Below are 19031 nucleotides of genomic sequence, written 5' to 3' on the forward strand. Positions count from 1 at the left end.
ATTTTGTAGCTATTTGAACGGAATATGGACGATGGCAGTCGTTTCAAGATGTTTCGATGATTCAATTGAAATATCTCCATGATATTTATGGACAATTTCTTTCACGATAAATAAACCTTGCCCTCGGATTTTACCATTTTCATGCTTTTTCGTAGAGAATCCTTGTTTAAAGATTTGATTCTCATCTACAATATTCGGTCCTGTATTCGTAATTTTAAATTCATATTGTGTTTCATTTGCTTGACAACAAATCATAATTTTACGTTGCCCCTCAGGCAATTCATTGGCAGCATCAATCGCATTGTCAATTAAGTTCGATAGAATCTTGATTAAATCTGTCGTTTTAATTTTATTAAAGTCGCCCTGAGAGATGGTAAAATCCATATCAATATTATGATTCTGTGCAGTTAGCTTTTTTGTTTGTAATAATATGGATAAACCTGGATGATCAATATTTAATTTTAAAGATTTAATCGCTTGTACTTCTTTAGACAGTGATGCTAAATATTGTTTTGCTTGATCTGTTTTTTCTAATTGTAAAAGGCCATGTAAAACTTGAATATGGTTCGTGAAATCATGACGTAACGAAGACACCGAGGTAATCAACGTTTTGATTTCTGCTTGGTAAGTATCTTCTGTAGCGCCTACTTCCTTCGCTACCTCTTTTTGGTACCATCTTTGTAAAAATAAAAAAGAACCAGCAACAATTAAAATAAAGACACCATTGAAAATAAAAATAAATAGGTTATCTTCAATGACTTTTCCTTTAATACCATTTAAAGTATCTGCGCTTATATCAATACCTAGATAACCAATTATTTTGCCTGTATCATCTTTAATGGGCGCACCAACAGATAAATAAGAACCGTGGACTGAATCATGGATTACCTCTGTAACATAGGTTTCACCATGATAGGCTTTTTCTACTTGTTGAGCAGGAACAGTACAAACCTCACCTATTTCAAATCCTTTTTTTAGTTCACTCGGCATACCCATTACCATTGCTTTTGATACTTTTGGGTTATCCACCTGTAATGTATAAACAAATAATGCACCTAGCTTTACCCTTGCATCATTTAAGTAACTTCTTACTTCCCAATAATAATCATTCTTGTGCGGATTATCTAAAAATTGCTGATAGGCAATGGTATCGATGGAAGATGCAATGGTAGTGGCAGCCTCTAGACTTTGATTAGCAATTGATTCTTCAACGGTCTTTTTAATTTTTACATAGGATGTAATGATGTTTAAACTTGTAAACAAACATAATAAAATTGTTGATAGAATTAATATAAGCTTTATTTTTGGATTTTTCATATAACTCGGGACTTCCTCATCTATTAATATTCTAGAATATTAATTAACTCTATTTTTTGTTTGTAAACCAAACAATGCTTGTTTATCCTACATAAAATAAAACACAAAATCAATATGACTTTAAAATTACACACCGTAAACACTAGTTTAATAATCCTTTACAAGAAAGTAAACTAAAAAGGTGAAATAGCACATTTTATGTCTCAGTTCCTATACTCAAGGAAAGTTCATAAAATTCCTGAAACAAAGGTCGCATAAAAAAATCCCTTGCCTGTCATACATCATCTGTTCCATATTTTTGGTAGATAAAGTACTTTATCGAAAAATTAATTGGAACGAGGGAATGCGACTCCTGCTGAGAGCGTCTGCCAGAAGTGGAGATCGACAGCGTTACTTTATTTCCCTGTAAAAGAAAGAAGTTTCCTAAAAAATAGGGAGCTTTTTTCTATTTGTAAGACATACATTACAAAGAATAAAGTGATAAAATGAAGGGGATGAAAGAATTGGAAAAGGATCTCCTGCAATTATTAAAAGAAGGAGGACTTATTTTATATGCAAGGCATGGGACTGCAACAGTAGGTGTAGATCAAGCGAATGCTCTATTTCAAAGTTGTCAGTATCAAAGAAATTTATCAGAACAAGGTCGTCATGAGGCTGTATATTATGGCCAGATGCTACGTTATTGGCAAATCCCCATCCTTGCGCCTATCACAGCTAGTCCTTTCTGTCGAACGATTGAAACAGCTCAGTTGGCTTTTCCAAATGTTCAGGTACAGATTGACCCTTTTTTGTTTGAGATCTTTATGTTAGGTGGAAATTTGTCGACTGTTCAACAAAATACAATTTTAATGGCTTTTCAATCTATGATGGAAATGCAACCACCGAAGGGAATCAATAGAGTCATGATTGGCCATAGTTTTCCGAAAGATATGGGGCTAGGGGATATTTCGAGTATGGGCACCGTTATTGTAAAACCTAAGGGCTTAGGTCATGGGTATGAAATTTTGGGAAAACTGACATTAGAAGATTTAGCAAAATTAGATACAATTTGAGATGAGGGAAATGATGAATATCAAAACAGTTTCTCAATGTACATTTGAGGAAGTATTGCGGGCGTGGAACAAAGGCTTTGAAGGATACTTTGTGCCAATTGACATGTCGACAGAAATGTTTTTGCAGCGACTTGTTGGGGAGGGACTGTCAGCTGAGCACTCCATTGTCGTTTTTGACCATGATGAACCGATTGGTATTGTTATGAACGGCTTTCGCATTATTAATGGTAAGAAAGTGGCTTGGAATGGCGGCACAGGCATTTCACCCTTTTATCGTGGGAAAGGCGTTTCACGATTACTAATGGAGGAAACACTAGCAATCTATGAACGTGAAAATGTTGAAATTGCTGTACTGGAAGCAATAAAGGAAAATTCAGTAGCGATTGCTTTGTATGAGAAATATGGCTATGCTATAACCGATCAACTTCAATTTTTAAGTGGGGAATATGCAGCGAGAGTAGAACAAACATCAGCTATTCGAGCAGAAATAATTCGTCCAGAGCAATTACCTCATGTGCCATTTTATCAGGAAGATGTCCCTTGGCAATGTAGCTGGCATAGCGTTAAGCAAGGAGAAGCTCGGGTTTTCTATAACGAAGCAAATGATGTGCTGGGCTATATGTTATATAAAACAGTTTGGGGTAAACAGGGTGAGTTGGAGCGGGTTATTCTTTATCAATTAGAAGTATTAGACGTGAGTAATGTCAAATTACTGCCGCATTTTTTAGCCAGTTTGACAGCTCAGAAGGTGAATATATCAGCTGTTAATTTCTTAGCAAGTAATCCAGCAACAAGCTATTTAGTGGCAAATGGACTAAAGGTGACGACAGAGCAGGTACAGATGAAAAAGCAATGCTACCCATTGTTGTCAACCTAATGAAAATCCAGTATACTAATGCGATAATGAATGGGAATAGAGGATGAAGACATGACGTTTGAAGAAATATTACCACGCTTAAAAGCAGGAGAAAAAGTAATTCGTAAAGGCTGGGGCGGGGCTGAACTATATGTGAAGCTAGTCGGCCAAAGTAAACACGATGGAGAGACTTTGAATCCTTATTTTTTGATTAATGTACGTGGAGAAGGCTACACAATGTTCACGCCTACAGTATGTGATTTATTAGCGGAAGATTGGATAGTAGTTGAATAATAATAGGAGAAGTCATCTCAATTTTGAGGTGGCTTCTTGTTGTAAGGAGACATGTTATGAGATTCGAAGAATATACAAATAAAACGATTTTTATTACGGGGGCTGCATCAGGAATTGGATATGCTCAAGCACTTGCTTTTTTAGAAAATGGCGCGAATGTATTTGGTTTTGATATAGAAGCGCAAGGGTTAGTCCAATTACAGCAGCAATATCCAGAGCATTTTGCCTATATGGTTGGTAGTGTTTGTAGCCAACAAGATGTGGAACAGTCGTATGAAGCTGCTATTTCTTCATTTACACAAATTGACATTTTATGTAATACAGCAGGTATTTTAGATGGCTTTGCAAAGACGTTGGATACGGACGAAGCATTATGGGATAAAATTATGAACACCAATGTCAAAGGAACGTTTTTTGTGACGAATAAAATCTTGCCTCATATGGTTGCAAGAGGAGCTGGTACGATTGTCAATATGGCTTCTATTGCTGGACTTGTTGCTGGTGGTGGTGGAGCGGCCTACACAGCCTCTAAGCATGCCATTGTTGGCTATACAAAGCAGTTAGATTTAGATTATTGTAGAGCGGGAATACGAGCAAATGCAATTGCACCTGGAGCCATTCAAACTCCGATGAATCAGGCAGATTTTGAAGGTGACGGAGAAATGGCGAAATGGGTAGCACAGGAAACGCCGGCTGGTCGCTGGGCACAGCCTCAGGAGGTTGCAAATTTAACCTTATTTTTAGCAAGCTCAGCAGCAGATTATATGCATGGTACTGTATTACCAATCGATGGTGGCTGGTTGACTAAGTAGGATTGTTCATCAAGTTATTCTTCTGCTATAATACGCAAGTAAGCAAAATTGCTTGCACTACGGCACTTCAGATAGGGCGCTAAGCTCTCTTCCTTTGGCCGTAGTTATTACTAAAATAGCGATTAGCTATTTTACAAAGGAGAATAAAATTGCATACATCGATTGTAAAAGATTCAAGCCGTATGTCAGTGAGTGAACTGACAAAGACGGCTCTTGTTGCAGCACTATATGTTGCTGTAACGGTTTTATTGTCAGTCATTAGCTTTGGCGCTGTTCAACTACGATTGTCAGAAATGTTTAATTATCTGGCCTTGTACAATAAGCGTTATGTATACGCAGTGACATTAGGCGTCATACTAGCAAATTTTATGTCGCCCACATGGATAGTAGATGTGCCAATTGGCGGGATTGCCACCTTCCTAGTACTAGTACTTTGTAGAAGCATTACAAAGCATATCGCCAATGATATCGTAAAAATGGTAGTGACAGCATTGATTTTTGCTGTATCCATGTTTACGGTTGCAGGGCAATTAACCATTCTTTATGACCTTCCTTTTTGGGCTACATGGTTCACAGTGGGGGTTGGAGAATTATTGTCTATGACAGTTGGTGGACTGACAATTTACTTATTAAATAAAAAAATAGATTTGTCTAAATAATTGAATGATTATAGCATGATCCATACAGCAAGAAGGGACTCCCATCGGTCGATGAAGACCATTGGGAGTCCCTTCTTTATAAACTATTTGTCTTATGGGTTAATTTGAGCGTCTTGGGACGCCGCACCACTAGTATTATCAGGCTTTTCCAGAAGCAGCACTGAATTGGACGTAGTTGATAGATAATTTCCTTTGCCCACAGCTAAAACCTTAGCCACATATTCTATGGATGCTGTGAGTGGTTTTCCAAATGCATCTAAATCTATATTTAGACTTTGACTTACATTGGGGAGACCATTCTGATAAATTCTAGTACTATAATTATTGTTAATGGCATCACTATCTTTGAAACCATCTGCGGCATCTTTAGGTAGCATAAACACTCTATATTCCGTTACGTTTTGTCCGTTTTTGACATCGAAGCTAATGGTAATATCGGAATATCTATTTTGTTGACCTTGAATACTCAGTTGTACATTCTCTACCGCTACAGGTGCTGAATGATCCACTAAAGTAATAGAAGAAGATGGGTAGGATAAGTTATACATTGCCTTTGACGTGCCATTACCTACGGACAATATATAGATGCGATATTCTTCGCCATTCGTTATCAGTCTTCCTTCTGTATCTTTACTACCAGTTCCCAAACTTATACTAGATTGACCTTTATTTATATCCATAAAATTAGTGGCTTTAATAGCTGCGTTCACATCAAATCCATTTGCTTTTGATGCGGGTACGACAAGTATACGGTAGCTACCAATATTGGATTCATCAGAAGGCTTCGAGAACGATATTTGTAAATCTCGACCATCTCCATAATCACCAACATCGCTTACATTAATATTACTTACCGCCTGAACAGCTTTACTTTTACTAAGTGTAATGACAGGCGAAGCAGAGGATAGAGCATAGGTATTTGGAGAATTTCCATTGGATACAGTCAGTACATAGACGCGGTAGCTAGTTCCTTCCGTAATAAAATTACCACGTACATCCCTAATCCCATCCAACGTTCTCGTTGTAGTTATATTCCCACCTTTGCTTTCAGTGATGTAATAATTACTACTATTGGCTTGTGAAAGATTAAAGCTACTGTAATAAGCTGTCGGTACAATTAGAATTCGATAATGATTGACATTTGATTCATTCGAAGGCTTTGTAAACGTTACTTGCACATCACGGCCATCTCCATTATCGTCTATATCTGCCACATTTAGATTGGATACAGCTTGCACATTAAAGTTCTTATTTAGCGTAATCGTAGATGTCGGCGCAGATAGTGCATTGCTTCCTATTCCATTCGCTACAGTTAAAACATAAATGCGGTAGCTAGTACCTTCTTTGATTGTATTACCGCGCACATCTCGAGTATTTTCAGATAACGTTTGCTCGTATACGGATTTTCCAGATTTGTATACAGTTGTATAATTGCTGCTGGATATATTATTTGCTTCCGTCAGACTTAAGCTATTGTAATAAGCTGTTGGTACAACTAGAATCCGATAGTGACTAATAATGGACTCGTCTACAGCTTTATTGAAAGAGACAAAGAGGTCACGTCCGTTGCCATAATCACTTACATCGTTAGCATATAGATTCGATACTGCACCCGCATTGCTGCTATATAGCGTAATCGTATTCGAGGCTGAAGATAGCGTATTATTCGCTGAGTTATTTGTTACAGCCATAACGAACACACGATAGCTAACGCCATTCTGAATGGGATATCCGTCAGTATCTCTTGCTCCTGAAGAGAGTACCTGAGTAATATTGTAGCCTGTTTTGTTTACTTGTGTGTAATAAGTGCTAGATAAGCTGTTTGCCTTTGTCAATGTAAAATTTGAATAGTTGTTAGCTCTTACTACAAAAATTCTGTAAGCGCTAAGAGTAGATTCATCGGACACTTTATTGAAGCCAACTCTTAAATCACGCCCATCCCCAAAGTCATTGATATCACTCACTTGTGTAATAATCGGAGTAGACATTGTATTTTGACTAAGTGTTACGGATGATGAGCCCGATGACAGCTTATTTCCTAATGAATTCGTGTTACTTACAGACATAACGAACGCTGTATAAGGTACGTTATTCTTAATGAGATCACCGGCAGTATCACGTGCTGTGGAAGATAAAGTTCCTGTCAAAATACTGCCGTTATTTCCCGATTTATTCACGGTTGTATAGTAGCTGCTTGATAAATTATTGGCAGTAGTAAGACTAAAATTGCTAGCATCCCTAGACTTTACGATATACATACGATAATTGGAAATATTGTTATCATTTTGCGGACGAGTGAAGCTAACTGAGATATCGCGTCCATCGCCAAAATCGTTAATATCATTCATTCTCACATTTGTTACCTCTGTAACAGACGACAAATTCGTTAAGGTAATCTTTGCGGAAGAACTCGATAAAACGCTAGAATAAGAACCTTTCCCAACCGCAAGTATACGAACTACATAAGGCTGATCATTTCTAATGAAGTCTCCATCCACATCCCTTGAATTCTGCGATAAAGTAACAGCACGATTCGAATTTGATGTAGATACTACTGTATAATTAGAAGGGGAGACCTTCAAGGCAGATGCCAAATTGAAGCTTTTGGATGCCTTCAAAACCATTACCCGATAATGATCGACGTATGATTCTGTAGACGATCTGGAAAAGCTAATCTCCATGTCACGCCCATCTCCCTGATCATTAACATCGCGTACAGATACATTGCTCGCAGGAGAAATACTGATATAGCTTGGAGTGTCAGATATAATAGTGACAGTCTGATTTTTTGAGTTCCAGTCAACCTCCTGACCAAGCGCTTCACTAACGAAGCGAACTGGTACCATAGTTCTGCCTCTTAAAATTTGTGCTGGTACATCAAGCGTAACTGACTGGCCATCAATAGTAGCTACCTTCGATTTCATTTTGAGAACTACTGTAGTATCTCCTTTATACCCTGTTACAGTTTGACTCCTTGAATCCCAATTTACATTGGCACCCAATGCCTCAAAGATTGCTCTAAGTGGCAGCATAACACGCCCTTGAATCATCGCTGGCGGCTGATCGGTCTTCAATTGAACCCCGTCAACAGTAATTGTGATGGCTTTTGCCGCTTGTGCGGTTGCCGGTTGCAGCAATAGCGGTACAATAAGCATTGCTGCAAAAAATAAAGTCCATATTTTTTTCATATATTCCACCCTTCTTCATGCCATATAACTGACGCAGCATGACAACTTATTTAACGTATCAAAGGCCTAAAAGTTTCACCATTTTACCTCTAAAAGAAAATTTAACCATTAGTTGCTATGTCGCAGTATTTCCTTGTCTACATATTGTAGAAGCTGTAAGAGAATTTTAAGAGGGAAGGTGGTAGGAGGATTAGCAAAAATAGTGGATGACACTGGCTTTATACAATAAAGAAGGCAACTCTCTCACCCATAGTCGCTTCCACTGAATGAGAGGTTGGTGACTATAGATAAAAGAATTGCCGAGAAATTAGAATGGCTTACTTTTTGGTGTTATTCCACTGTTACAGATAGTTCCTTTACAAGTAGCGATGAGGAGCCATATCCTCCTGGTAGGAAGTAAAGCTCAGAGCTAGTTTCTTTAATATCCTGTAAAAACTCGAAAAAATTACCTGCTATCGTCATTTGCTTAACAGGGGAGGAAATTTTACCATTTTGAATTTGAAATCCTTTAGCAGCGACTGAAAAATCACCTGAAACCGTATTCGTACCAGAATGAAGCCCAGATAATTCAGTAATTAATACACCGTTACCAACCGACTGAATTAATTCATCTAGAGATTTCTCACCAGTTGAAATATATAAAATTTGGGGCGCAATCGTTAAGGCTCCTTTATAGGAATCTTTATGGGCATGCCCTGTTGTTTCACAGTTATCTTTTTTGGCCGTTTTTCTATTATGCAGAAGTGTTTGGAGTGTCCCCTCTAAAATAATTTCCTGCTCTTTTGTTGCAACACCCTCACCATCAAAGCTTGCTCCAGACAATGCGGCAGGATGGAATGGAGTACTTAGTAGGGAAACTGCCCCTGATGCCACCTTTTGTCCCACCTTTCCCTTTAATAGAGATTGATCTTTTTGAGCATTTTCAGCTGACAGTATCGGCATAAATGTTTCTAATAATGATGCTGATGCATCAGAGCGAAGTATGATTGGATACTTTCCACTAGGAATCGATTTTTCACCTAAATTCGCAAGAGCTTCCTCAGCTGCTTCCTTGGCAATATCATCAGCATGCAGAGAAAGAAAATCACGTGTCATTTTCAAATAACGTCCTGTTTTCATCTCTTCACCCTCTTTTACAACGGTGGAGAGGAAAATCACGAGGCCGTTCTCCTTATGTGATAAGGCAAGATTTTTACTATTCACTAATGAGCGTTCAGTCGTATATTCTTGCAGGAAACAATAATCAAGAGCAATGATACGTGAATCGTATGCGCGAATTTTTTCTTCGATGGAACGAAGGAGCTCTATTTTTTCTGGAATTCCGATAGTCTCTAATTCTTCATTGTAATATTCATAGGATGGGTATTTAGCGCTGCCATGAAAAATGGCTACGCCCTCATCTTCATCAAGTATGTTTGCATTTGCTTTTGCGCTATTAATTAAAAAGGAAATCGAATCATCGTCTAGTTTTTCTGTATAGGAATAGCCCATTTTTCCGTTGTAAAGCCCTCGTAGACTTAGCCCTCCGTCCTCAGAGGTTTCGTAGCTATCTATCTCGCCCTTGTAGAGCATGCATCGAATTGATTTATTTTGTTCATAATAAACCTCCGCTTCTATAAATCCCGCTTCTTGTGCCTTGTCTAATAGTCTTTCCTGGTATTTAGCAATGTTCATTCATCATTCCCCCTTCGTTCCACCAACTGTTATTTCGCTTACCCGAATCATTGGCTGACCAACATTGACAGGAAGACTTCCGCTTAGAGAACCACACATACCTGCTCCATGAGCGAGATTATTACCTACTCGATCAACGAGCTGCAATGTTTTTGCGCCATTGCCAATGAGTGTTGCGCCCCGTACAGGGCGGTCAATTTTTCCATTTTTAACGATATAGGCCTCCATTACGGCAAAATTATAATCGCCAGTAGAAGGGGAAACTTGTCCACCTCCCATATACTTTGCGTAAATACCATACTCGGTCGATGCAATAATATCGGCTGGCGTAGATGTGCCTGGGGCAATATACGTATTTGTCATACGTGATGTGGGGTTAAATCGATAGGATTGTCGACGAGAAGAGCCAGTTGGCTGTGCATCCATACGGCGAGCATTAAATTTATCAATTAAATAGCCCTTTAAAATCCCATTTTCAATTAAAATGTTCTTTCTAGTTTTTTCTCCCTCGTCATCAATATTTAATGATCCCCACTCGTTCGGAAGTGTACCATCATCAATATATGTAACAATTTCAGGAGCGACTTGTTCACCGATACGATTGGCAAATACTGAATTATTTTTAGCAACAGCAGTTGCCTCTAAGCCATGTCCACAAGCCTCATGGAAAATGACACCACCAAATTCATTATCAATAATGACAGGGAATTTACCGCTTGGACATTCATCTGCATGAAGCATTGTGACTGCGATACGTGCAGCTTCTCCTGCATAATGGTTTAGGTCTAGCTTTTCAATAAATTCAAAGCCTGCATGTGCACCTGGGCCATAGAAGCCCGTTTGTACCTCAGTACCCTCTGTAGCTGTCGCTTGCATACTAAGTCTACTGTGAACGCGTGTATCCTCAACAAGCTTACCCTCTGAATTTGCAATCAGTACGTTTTGTTGTTCATCAAAATATCGAACTTTTACCTGATGAATTCGGGGATCATAATGTCTGGCAATAGAGTCTGCTTGTCGCATAATAGCTGTTTTTCTTGCGTGTTCCACTGTATGAGGCATGCGGAGAATTTGATGAATAGGAGTGATGATTTCTTTATGCAAAGGGTGAATGGTACCCGATTTACCGCCTTTGATGGCCAGGGCTGCACGCTCTGCCGCTGCTAATAAACCTGCCTCAGAAAAATCATTGGTGTAAGTATAGATGCTTTGAAGTCCTGAAAAAATGCGGATACCAATTCCAAAATCACGCCCAGTAATACTTTGTTCAATTTTGCCGCTTTGTAAGACAAAGTCATTGACATATTTATCTTCAATAAAAATTTCTGAAAAATCCCCACCAGTTGCTAGCGCTGCTTCAAGGACATTTTCAATAATGGATTGTTTGATCATATATCTTCCTCCTTTTCTTGATTATACCAAATAATTAAAAAATTCTGCATTATTCTATTTTCCTAGATTTGAAGATAGCTTCACATAAATTTATGTATATTACGTAAAAAATTTTTTTATGACATATTTCTCTAACCATTTCACCACACTAACAGAAAGACAGAGGAAGGTGAAAAGATGCAACAACCATATAATGTCGGTGATATCGTTTATATTTTTTATCGGAATCCTCATATTCAGGATGTAGCGAATATACAGGAAGCCGCGGTGGTTAATCATCCAGAGCAACCAGAGGAGCTAGCCGTATTCCTATTTGAAACCTATTATCCGATAACGAATGATATGTTAATTTTTTCAAGTGAAATGGCGGCTGAGCAAGCCTACCACCAGTATTTTCATTGAGGGAGGATAACGATGAATAAACCATTTATCCCTCAGCTCGTCTATTTTGAGCCTGATGCGCTCCACTATCCGTTAGGTCAGGAGTTAAAAGAAAAGTTTGAGCAGATGGGAATCGAAATACGCTATACAACTTCGCATAACCAAGTAAGAAATCTCCCTGGAGACAATGATTTTCAAAAGTATCGAGTAGCCAAATCTACTTTGGTAGTGGGCATCCGGAAAACGTTAAAGTTTGATACATCCAAGCCTTCCGCTGAATATGCCATTCCATTTGCCACTGGCTGTATGGGTCATTGCCATTATTGTTATTTACAAACAACGATGGGTAGCAAGCCTTATATTCGTACGTATGTTAATGTGGATGAAATATTGGAGCAGGCTGATCATTATATGGCTGAACGTGCTCCTGACATTACACGTTTTGAGGCATCCTGTACGTCCGATATTGTAGGGATTGACCATCTCACACATACATTGAAACGTGCTATTGAGCATTTTGGACAAAGTGAATTAGGTCAATTACGATTTGTGACGAAGTTCCATCATGTGGATCACCTATTGGATGCTAAACATAATGGTAAAACAAGATTCCGTTTTAGCGTCAATGCGGATTATGTGATTAAGCATTTTGAGCCTGGAACTTCTCCATTAGCAAAAAGAATTGAGGCGGCTGGGAAAGTGGCAAGGGCTGGCTATCCGCTCGGTTTCATCGTTGCCCCCATTTATCTACATGATGGATGGCAGGAGGGGTATTATCAGATGTTTGAGCGGTTAGATGCTGAATTACCAAAAGATGTGCGTGAGGATATTACGTTTGAGTTTATCCAGCATCGCTTTACGAAGCCAGCTAAACGTGTGATTGAAAAAAATTATCCGATGACAAAGCTAGAACTTGACGAAACCGTGAGACGATATAAATGGGGGAAATATGGAATAGGTAAATACATTTATCAAAAAGATGAGGAAGAAGATATTAAAGAACATTTATATGGCTATATGAAAAAGTTCTTCCCGCAAGCGAAATTAGAATATTTTACGTAATGAGAGAGAGCCTTTGTCGTTCTCTCTAAATTTTTATTTATGCTACATATAGTTCATGACATTGTTTGTGACTGTTCCTATTGTATAATCCCCCCTTCAATGGTAACGCTAACAGAGAACGACAAGCAGAAGAGGAGAACAAAGATGGACTCATTTCAAGTAAATTGTTGGTCGGAGCATGAGGAACTAAAGGTGGTCATGCTTTGTGCACCTTCGATAGTAGATGTAACTGATTCAAAAATAGCTGAGCAGGTTGGGTGGAGTGAGCCTGTCAACCATCATAAAGCTATGGAAAATTTCCTGGCATTGAAGACAACGCTTGAAAACGCTGGGGTAAGAGTAATCGATTATGCCAAAGAATTAACAAAAGAACAGCAGCTGTTAAGTGAACAGCTCATTAATCGTTATTTTGTGCGCGATTTAGCCTGTGTTGTGGGGCAGCAGCTTTTACCTGGTAACGCTGGAAGCTCGTTAAGACGCCCTGAGTATCCATATGCTCATGCTATTTTAGCCAAGTGGTTTCCCGAACAATTTATAAGCAATGCACAGCCTTCTCAATCCCTTGAATGTGGGGATGTCATGCTATTAAATAAGGATGCAATCCTCATGAATCTAGGGATGAGAACTTCATTAGAGGCTGTTGAAAGCTTGAAGGAGCGCTTCTTTCAACAAGGATTTTCAGAAATTGCGGTTATTGATTTACCGAAAGGCAATGATACGCTTCATTTAGATATGAATTGTAATGTTGTGAATCATAACTTAATGATTGCTAAAAGCTTTGTGCGTTATTTTCCTGTACAGGTGTTTACAGCCCAGGGAAGTTATTTTGATATGCCCGCACCATTTTTACAGCGTCATGGTTTTGATATTTACTGGCTGGAAACCTATAAAACCATTCCGGACATTAACTTAATTAATCTTGATCCAGAAACGTTAGTAATCAGTAAGCAGGCATCTAAGCAGCAGTTATTGAAGCATCCAATATTAAGTAAAAAGAAATTACTGGAAGTGGACATCACAGAGCTTGAAAAAGGTGGTGGAGGCATTCGATGTATGACATTGCCTTTAGTAAGAAAGTAGTGAAGGGTTGATTACATGACATCAAATACAAGTAAGGGCAGGTTGTCCTGGTGGCAGCTTTCGCTTATCGGTATAGGCTGTACGCTAGGAACAGGTTTTTTTCTTGGAACAAGTATGGCCATTCATAAAAGTGGTCCGGCTGTTTTAATTCCTTTTTTATTAGCGGCTATTTGTACGTATATTGTTTATGATGCACTTGTTAAAATGTCTGTTGAGAATCCTGATAAAGGTTCATTTCGTACTTATGCTAAACAAGCATTTGGCAGGTGGGCTGGATTTAGTAATGGTTGGGTCTATTTAATCTCTGAAATTCTTATTATGGGGAGCCAGCTTATGGCGCTCGGAATTTTTACAAAGTTTTGGTTTCCCGCATTGCCATTATGGGTTGCAGCCTCTATCTATGCTGCTATAGGGTTAGTTGTGATTCTCACAGGGATGAAGGGTTTTGAAAACTTCCAAAACATATTTGGAGCTTTAAAGGCGGCAGCGATTGTGATGTTTATTATCGTAGCCATTGTCATCATCACGAAAGGGTCACAAGCCTCTACATTGGATTCACTCTATGCGAATTATGAAGAATTTTTCTCACAAGGTATAAAAGGAATTTGGCTCGGGCTATTGTATGCCTTTTACGCCTATGGAGGCATTGAAGTAATGGGGTTAATGGTCATTGATTTAAAAAATCCAAAAGAAGCACCAAAAGCAGGCAGAATAATGTTAGTAGTTATTACGATCATTTTTTTAATGGCCATTGCACTTGCGTTAGCGCTTGTCTCTTGGAAGGACTTTACGATTGATGAGAGTCCCTTTATTACAGCCCTTCAAGGTTATCACATTCCCTTTGTGGCAGATATTTTTAATGGTGTTTTAATCATTGCTGGATTTTCAACAATGGTAGCTTCTCTCTATGCGGTGATTACGATTCTTATTACACTGGCAGAGGATCATGATGCACCCAAAATACTAGCGAAGAAAGGGAAAAGAAAAGTTCCTATGCCTGCCTTTATATTTTTAACTGGTGGCTTAGTCATAACAATCGTTATTGGCTTTCTCATGCCTGAAAAAATCTTTGAATATTTGATGACAGCAGCAGGTTTAATGTTGATTTATAACTGGCTCTTTATTTTAATAACCTATATGAAGCTTATGGAGTTATCTAAGTGGGAGCATGTGAAAAATGGGTTGGGGATGCTGCTCATAGCGGTTACAGTATCGGGTACGCTAGGAGAAAAAACAAGCAGACTCGGCTTTTTCGTGAGCCTGCTCTTTCTTGTCCTTATAGGGATAGCAACCTGGATTGTTGTGAAAAGGCAAAGTCATAAGGAAGCCTAATGGTTTGGACGTTATTTTTGCGACCTTCGTAAGAACGGACATTTGGACGGACTTTGATGATCATCACTTAAAAAATATTGCTTCCATTCATAACTATCTTCTTGACCGTACCATTTTAAATCGGGATGTCCAGGGAGTGCATCATAATGGGCTATGCGTTGACGGATGAGCTTCTTTAATTTTCGCCCAAATGCAGTAGAGTCGTTTATTTCTTCAAAAATCCAGCGTGGCTGAATGGCCATGAGCAAAGTAGAGAAATGGCGACTCCTGCGCATTTTATGTGCGGGTGTTGCGCAGGAGATAAAATAGGGCTCACCGTTAAAACAAAACTCCCATTCATTGTGTGCGGGGTCGGTTGGTATTTGTTCAGGCCAATCGAGATCGTCGATGTTAGTTAATTGGTTAAGTATGGTCCAAAACAATTGCTGATAATCCTCGACTTTATAATTACCGAGCATATCTTGAGGGGTATGAAAGAATACAGTGAGTGTTGTATATTTACCAAAAGTTTGCGAGGATTTTGTGAATTCCTTTAAACAGTGTGCTAGCTCATGAATGGATTGCTCCTTCCGTGGATCTCCAATAAAACTATAGCGCAGATGATTCGATAAAAACCCCATTCTGGCAGGTACACACGGAAAGGTATTTTCTTCATCAGCAATCGTGTTGGCAAAATCCATGTAGGCAGACTGTTGCCAAATTGGAAGTGTATCCAAATTTTCCTCAATCCACTTCCTGTCAAATATTCCTACGTCCACTTGAGTCTCCTCCTTCTATACACCTTTATTCTATTAATGAAAAAGCCAATAGGTTACGAAATTATGATGAATATGTAAGGACATATGGATCAATTATAAATTACTCAATGGATGGCATGAAGAGTAGAGTCTTGCTTAATTTAGATTGTTTTGAGCATGGGAGGAGCGGCATATAAACTAAAGATATTTGTTTTGAAAAATAGTGCAGCTTCAATGGCTGACTGATAAGAACATTGAAGCTGCACATATTATTCTTTTCGTTGAAAGACCTTTTGTTCCAGGATAGTTAGGGCATGTTGAATATCCTTTATATCCTCCTGTGAAGCATGTTGAATAAGCTGTAAAAAGCGCTCCTCAATGCATGCAAAGGCCTCCTCCATCATTTTATCTCCCTCAATGGACAAGCGAATGTACTGCTTTCTTCGGTCCTCCGTGTCGTTGTATTTTTCAATGAGGTTTTGGTCTTGTAATTTTCGCAATTCACGACTTGTGTTGGGTAAAGACATATGCTGACATTCGCTTATTTCGGTAGGCGTTACGGGCTGGCTTACTTTAATATATTCAAGAATTTTATATTGAAGCGGTGTTATATTGGCAACGGTCACGTTTTGTGACAGCTCGTGTGTCACTTGATGGACACTTGCTGTAAACGTTACGAATTGATGAAATAAACTGCTTTTATCCATTTGGATCACCTCTTATTGTCAAGATAACAAATAACTTATCTTAAAACAATTATCATTTGACAATAAAAAATGAATCGATTATTATTTAGTTATCAAATGATAAGTAATGGAGGCGTAGTATGAAAACATTAATTGTCTATACATATCCAAACCACAAGAGCTTAAATTATGCATTTTTACAGGAAGTGATGAAGGGTTGTCAAGAGAATCCTGCCATTGATGAGATACAGCTACTAGATTTATATAAAGAAGAATTCGATCCGCGTTTAATTTTCCATGAGCATAAACGACGTCGGGATATGTATCGTGATCCGCAATTGGAAAAGTATCGTCAACAGCTGATTTGGGCAGATCAGATTGTATTTGTCTATCCAATATGGTGGGGGAGACCACCTGCTATGCTGTTAGGCTATTTCGATCAATTGTTTGCATCGAATTTTGCGTATCGAGATACTAAAGGATTATTCCCAGAAGGACTCTTGAAAGGGAAGTCGGTTGTATGTGTGTCCACGATGAAGGGACCAACCAATTATCCGCTGCTATGGCTGAATAATGCGCATAAAATTTTGATGAAAAGAGCGCTATTTAGTTTTGTGGGAATGAAGAAAGTGAAGTTTTTTGAGTTTGGTAACATGGAAAGTAAAAAAGGGAAGCACCAGCAAAAGCTGAACAAAGTGTATCAATATTTTAGAAAGGTGGCTTACTAATAAAAAAACTCGTGCAGACATCTCTAGTCGTTTGCACGAGTTTTTGTAGTATCAATGGGCAATGTAATCAAAAAGGCTGTAAATTCACCAAGCTTGCTTTCAACGGTGATGGTCCCGTGATGCATATCAATAATTTTTTTAACGATGGCTAAACCAAGCCCACTCCCACCATTTGTAGCTGTCCGTGATTGGTCGGCCTTATAAAATCGTTCAAATATATGCATTTGCTGTTCTTCGGATAGGCCTATGCCAGTATCTTGGACAATGATGGTAATGGTATTGTCATGCTGCGTCATAGACAAAGTGATTATTCCATTGTCGGGTGTGAATTTAATACTATTCGTTAGCAAATTCATCCAAACCTGATTCATTAAATCCTCATCTGCGGTAATAGTTATATTGTCTAGCTGGAGATCAAAGTCCAGTTGTTTAGCTACCCAATTAGGTTCAAGAGCCAGAATGACATTTCGCAATTGTTTATCCAGTCGATAGGTTGTTGTTTCAAATGGATGATGCTGTGATTCTAACGAAGTCAGCTTCAGTAAATTATCACTAATCTTGGACAACCGATTACTTTCCAATTCTATAATGTCTAAGTAATGTAGCCGCTTTTCTTCCGGTAGATGTATGTTCTTACGAGCCTTCGCAAAGCCATTAATAGACGTTAAAGGTGATTGGATTTCGTGGGAGACGTTTGAAATAAATTCTTGTCGCATTCTTTCAAGCTCTCCTAATTCAATAGCCATATGATTGATGCCATGGATTAATTGACCGAATTGGTCTTCCTCATTGCCTTTTACATCTAATTGGATATTAAAATCTCCTTTCGCCATCTGTCTTAATGCTTCCACAATAGCGTCCCAGTAGTTCCGTTGTCGATTGAGCCCAATTATTAGGAAGATAATAGCGGCCGAACAGGCAAAGAGTACGAAAACACCGAGGACGGTGCCTAATTGCTGCCAAAAATCATGGGGTTCTGTACCTAACTGACCATACAGCCATTCCATTACATGATAAGAAATAAAAGCAAATAGAGTATTGGTAATGAGAAAGAGGAATAGAACAAATAGAACTCTGACAAGAAATTTTCGTTTTCTCATGAGGCTAGTTCCAAGCGATAGCCAAGACCGCGAAGAGTGCGGATGACAAAGCCGCTGATCTCCTGAGGAAAACGCTCACGTATTCTTTTTATATGGACATCTATTGTGCGTTCGTCTCCTTCATAATCATAGCCCCAAATTTCTTCAATCAATTGTTCGCGTGAAAATGTTTTGCCCACATAGCTCGCTAATGTAAATAGTAGTTCGAATTCCTTTAAACGAAGGACAATGATTTCTCCATTCAGATCCACTTCATGTGTATGACGATTGAGTTTAACGTTGCCAACTTCTACTACTTGAGAGAGCGCAATACGATAGCGTTTTAATATCGATTTTACACGTACAATTAGCTCGGCAGGCTCAAAGGGTTTTACTAAATAGTCATCTGTCCCTAAATGGAAACCCTTGACCTTTTGGGCGGTTTCTCCTTTTGCAGTGAGCATGAGAATAGGGAGGTCTGTATGATATGAACGAATTTCCTCACATAAAGCCCAACCATCCATATTTGGCATCATAATGTCCATGATAACCATATCAACCTTTTCAGAGGCTAGCTTGGACAGTGCATCGACACCGTCCGTTGCTTCAATCACCTCGAGACCTTCATTTTGAAGAAATACTCTTACTAATTCTCGAATATGGGCATCATCATCTACCATTAATAGTTTGGTCATTTAAATA

The 19031-nt window shown here is 38.7% G+C and carries 18 protein-coding genes; 10 read left to right on the forward strand and 8 right to left on the reverse strand.

Annotation, left to right across the window (positions count from 1 at the left end):
* Nucleotides 1-9 precede the first annotated feature (9 nt).
* Nucleotides 10-1317 carry a GHKL domain-containing protein gene (locus ACE1MS_RS07125; protein WP_012293715.1) on the reverse strand — a complete coding sequence of 436 codons (1308 nt, stop codon included), beginning with the start codon at nucleotides 1315-1317 and terminating at the stop codon, nucleotides 10-12.
* 485 nt (nucleotides 1318-1802) lie between these two features.
* Here ACE1MS_RS07125 and ACE1MS_RS07130 point away from each other — a divergent pair, with 485 nt between their 5' ends.
* From ACE1MS_RS07130 to ACE1MS_RS07150, 5 genes are all read left to right on the forward strand, one after another.
* Entirely contained in the window at nucleotides 1803-2369 is a 567-nt protein-coding gene (locus tag ACE1MS_RS07130; protein WP_012293716.1) for a histidine phosphatase family protein, read from the forward strand.
* Between the two features lie 13 nt (nucleotides 2370-2382).
* On the forward strand, nucleotides 2383-3246 hold the full coding sequence (locus ACE1MS_RS07135; RefSeq protein ID WP_036161207.1) for a GNAT family N-acetyltransferase: 864 nt from the start codon (nucleotides 2383-2385) through the stop codon (nucleotides 3244-3246).
* Nucleotides 3247-3297: 51 nt separating this feature from the next.
* Nucleotides 3298-3519: a DUF2829 domain-containing protein gene (locus ACE1MS_RS07140; protein WP_447402791.1), complete on the forward strand. Its 222-nt coding sequence runs from the start codon at nucleotides 3298-3300 to the stop codon at nucleotides 3517-3519.
* Nucleotides 3520-3575: 56 nt separating this feature from the next.
* Nucleotides 3576-4331, forward strand: a complete 756-nt coding sequence (locus tag ACE1MS_RS07145) for a 3-oxoacyl-ACP reductase (RefSeq protein WP_031417195.1) — start codon at nucleotides 3576-3578, stop codon at nucleotides 4329-4331.
* Between the two features lie 149 nt (nucleotides 4332-4480).
* Nucleotides 4481-4990, forward strand: coding sequence for a QueT transporter family protein (locus tag ACE1MS_RS07150; RefSeq protein WP_306552592.1), 510 nt, complete (start codon nucleotides 4481-4483; stop codon nucleotides 4988-4990).
* A gap of 92 nt (nucleotides 4991-5082) precedes the next feature.
* Here ACE1MS_RS07150 and ACE1MS_RS07155 read toward each other — a convergent pair whose 3' ends face one another.
* From ACE1MS_RS07155 to ACE1MS_RS07165, 3 genes are all read right to left on the reverse strand, one after another.
* Nucleotides 5083-8178: a copper amine oxidase N-terminal domain-containing protein gene (locus tag ACE1MS_RS07155; protein ID WP_447402792.1), complete on the reverse strand. Its 3096-nt coding sequence runs from the start codon at nucleotides 8176-8178 to the stop codon at nucleotides 5083-5085.
* Between the two features lie 330 nt (nucleotides 8179-8508).
* Nucleotides 8509-9852: a TldD/PmbA family protein gene (locus ACE1MS_RS07160; RefSeq protein ID WP_281486616.1), complete on the reverse strand. Its 1344-nt coding sequence runs from the start codon at nucleotides 9850-9852 to the stop codon at nucleotides 8509-8511.
* A 3-nt stretch (nucleotides 9853-9855) separates the two neighbouring features.
* Nucleotides 9856-11244, reverse strand: a complete 1389-nt coding sequence (locus ACE1MS_RS07165) for a TldD/PmbA family protein (RefSeq protein WP_012293723.1) — start codon at nucleotides 11242-11244, stop codon at nucleotides 9856-9858.
* Nucleotides 11245-11421: 177 nt separating this feature from the next.
* On the opposite strand from ACE1MS_RS07165, the gene ACE1MS_RS07170 reads away from it, so the two are divergent.
* From ACE1MS_RS07170 to ACE1MS_RS07185, 4 genes are all read left to right on the forward strand, one after another.
* The gene (locus tag ACE1MS_RS07170; RefSeq protein ID WP_012293724.1) at nucleotides 11422-11646 is read left to right on the forward strand and encodes a transcriptional regulator SplA domain-containing protein; all 225 of its coding nucleotides are present in this window, start codon (nucleotides 11422-11424) and stop codon (nucleotides 11644-11646) included.
* Nucleotides 11647-11658: 12 nt separating this feature from the next.
* Entirely contained in the window at nucleotides 11659-12687 is a 1029-nt protein-coding gene (gene splB / locus ACE1MS_RS07175) for a spore photoproduct lyase (RefSeq protein ID WP_012293725.1), read from the forward strand.
* 144 nt (nucleotides 12688-12831) lie between these two features.
* Nucleotides 12832-13767, forward strand: coding sequence for an arginine deiminase family protein (locus tag ACE1MS_RS07180; RefSeq protein WP_447402793.1), 936 nt, complete (start codon nucleotides 12832-12834; stop codon nucleotides 13765-13767).
* Between the two features lie 15 nt (nucleotides 13768-13782).
* Nucleotides 13783-15099: an amino acid permease gene (locus ACE1MS_RS07185; protein WP_012293727.1), complete on the forward strand. Its 1317-nt coding sequence runs from the start codon at nucleotides 13783-13785 to the stop codon at nucleotides 15097-15099.
* Between the two features lie 11 nt (nucleotides 15100-15110).
* Here the strand turns inward: ACE1MS_RS07185 and ACE1MS_RS07190 are convergent, their stop codons facing one another.
* Both ACE1MS_RS07190 and ACE1MS_RS07195 read right to left on the reverse strand, forming a co-directional pair.
* A complete protein-coding gene (locus ACE1MS_RS07190) occupies nucleotides 15111-15857 on the reverse strand; it encodes a YqcI/YcgG family protein (protein WP_031417189.1) in 747 nt (248 codons plus the stop codon).
* A 248-nt stretch (nucleotides 15858-16105) separates the two neighbouring features.
* The gene (locus ACE1MS_RS07195; protein ID WP_036166027.1) at nucleotides 16106-16543 is read right to left on the reverse strand and encodes a MarR family winged helix-turn-helix transcriptional regulator; all 438 of its coding nucleotides are present in this window, start codon (nucleotides 16541-16543) and stop codon (nucleotides 16106-16108) included.
* Between the two features lie 119 nt (nucleotides 16544-16662).
* On the opposite strand from ACE1MS_RS07195, the gene ACE1MS_RS07200 reads away from it, so the two are divergent.
* A complete protein-coding gene (locus ACE1MS_RS07200) occupies nucleotides 16663-17250 on the forward strand; it encodes an NAD(P)H-dependent oxidoreductase (protein WP_012293730.1) in 588 nt (195 codons plus the stop codon).
* A 23-nt stretch (nucleotides 17251-17273) separates the two neighbouring features.
* Here the strand turns inward: ACE1MS_RS07200 and ACE1MS_RS07205 are convergent, their stop codons facing one another.
* Entirely contained in the window at nucleotides 17274-18350 is a 1077-nt protein-coding gene (locus ACE1MS_RS07205) for a sensor histidine kinase (RefSeq protein ID WP_447402794.1), read from the reverse strand.
* Complete coding sequence (locus ACE1MS_RS07210) at nucleotides 18347-19024, reverse strand: response regulator transcription factor (protein WP_036161216.1); 678 nt, start codon at nucleotides 19022-19024, stop codon at nucleotides 18347-18349. The genes ACE1MS_RS07205 and ACE1MS_RS07210 overlap by 4 nt, the downstream gene beginning before the upstream one ends.
* Nucleotides 19025-19031 lie beyond the last annotated feature (7 nt).

This window comes from Lysinibacillus sp. fkY74-1 (genome assembly GCF_053165895.1).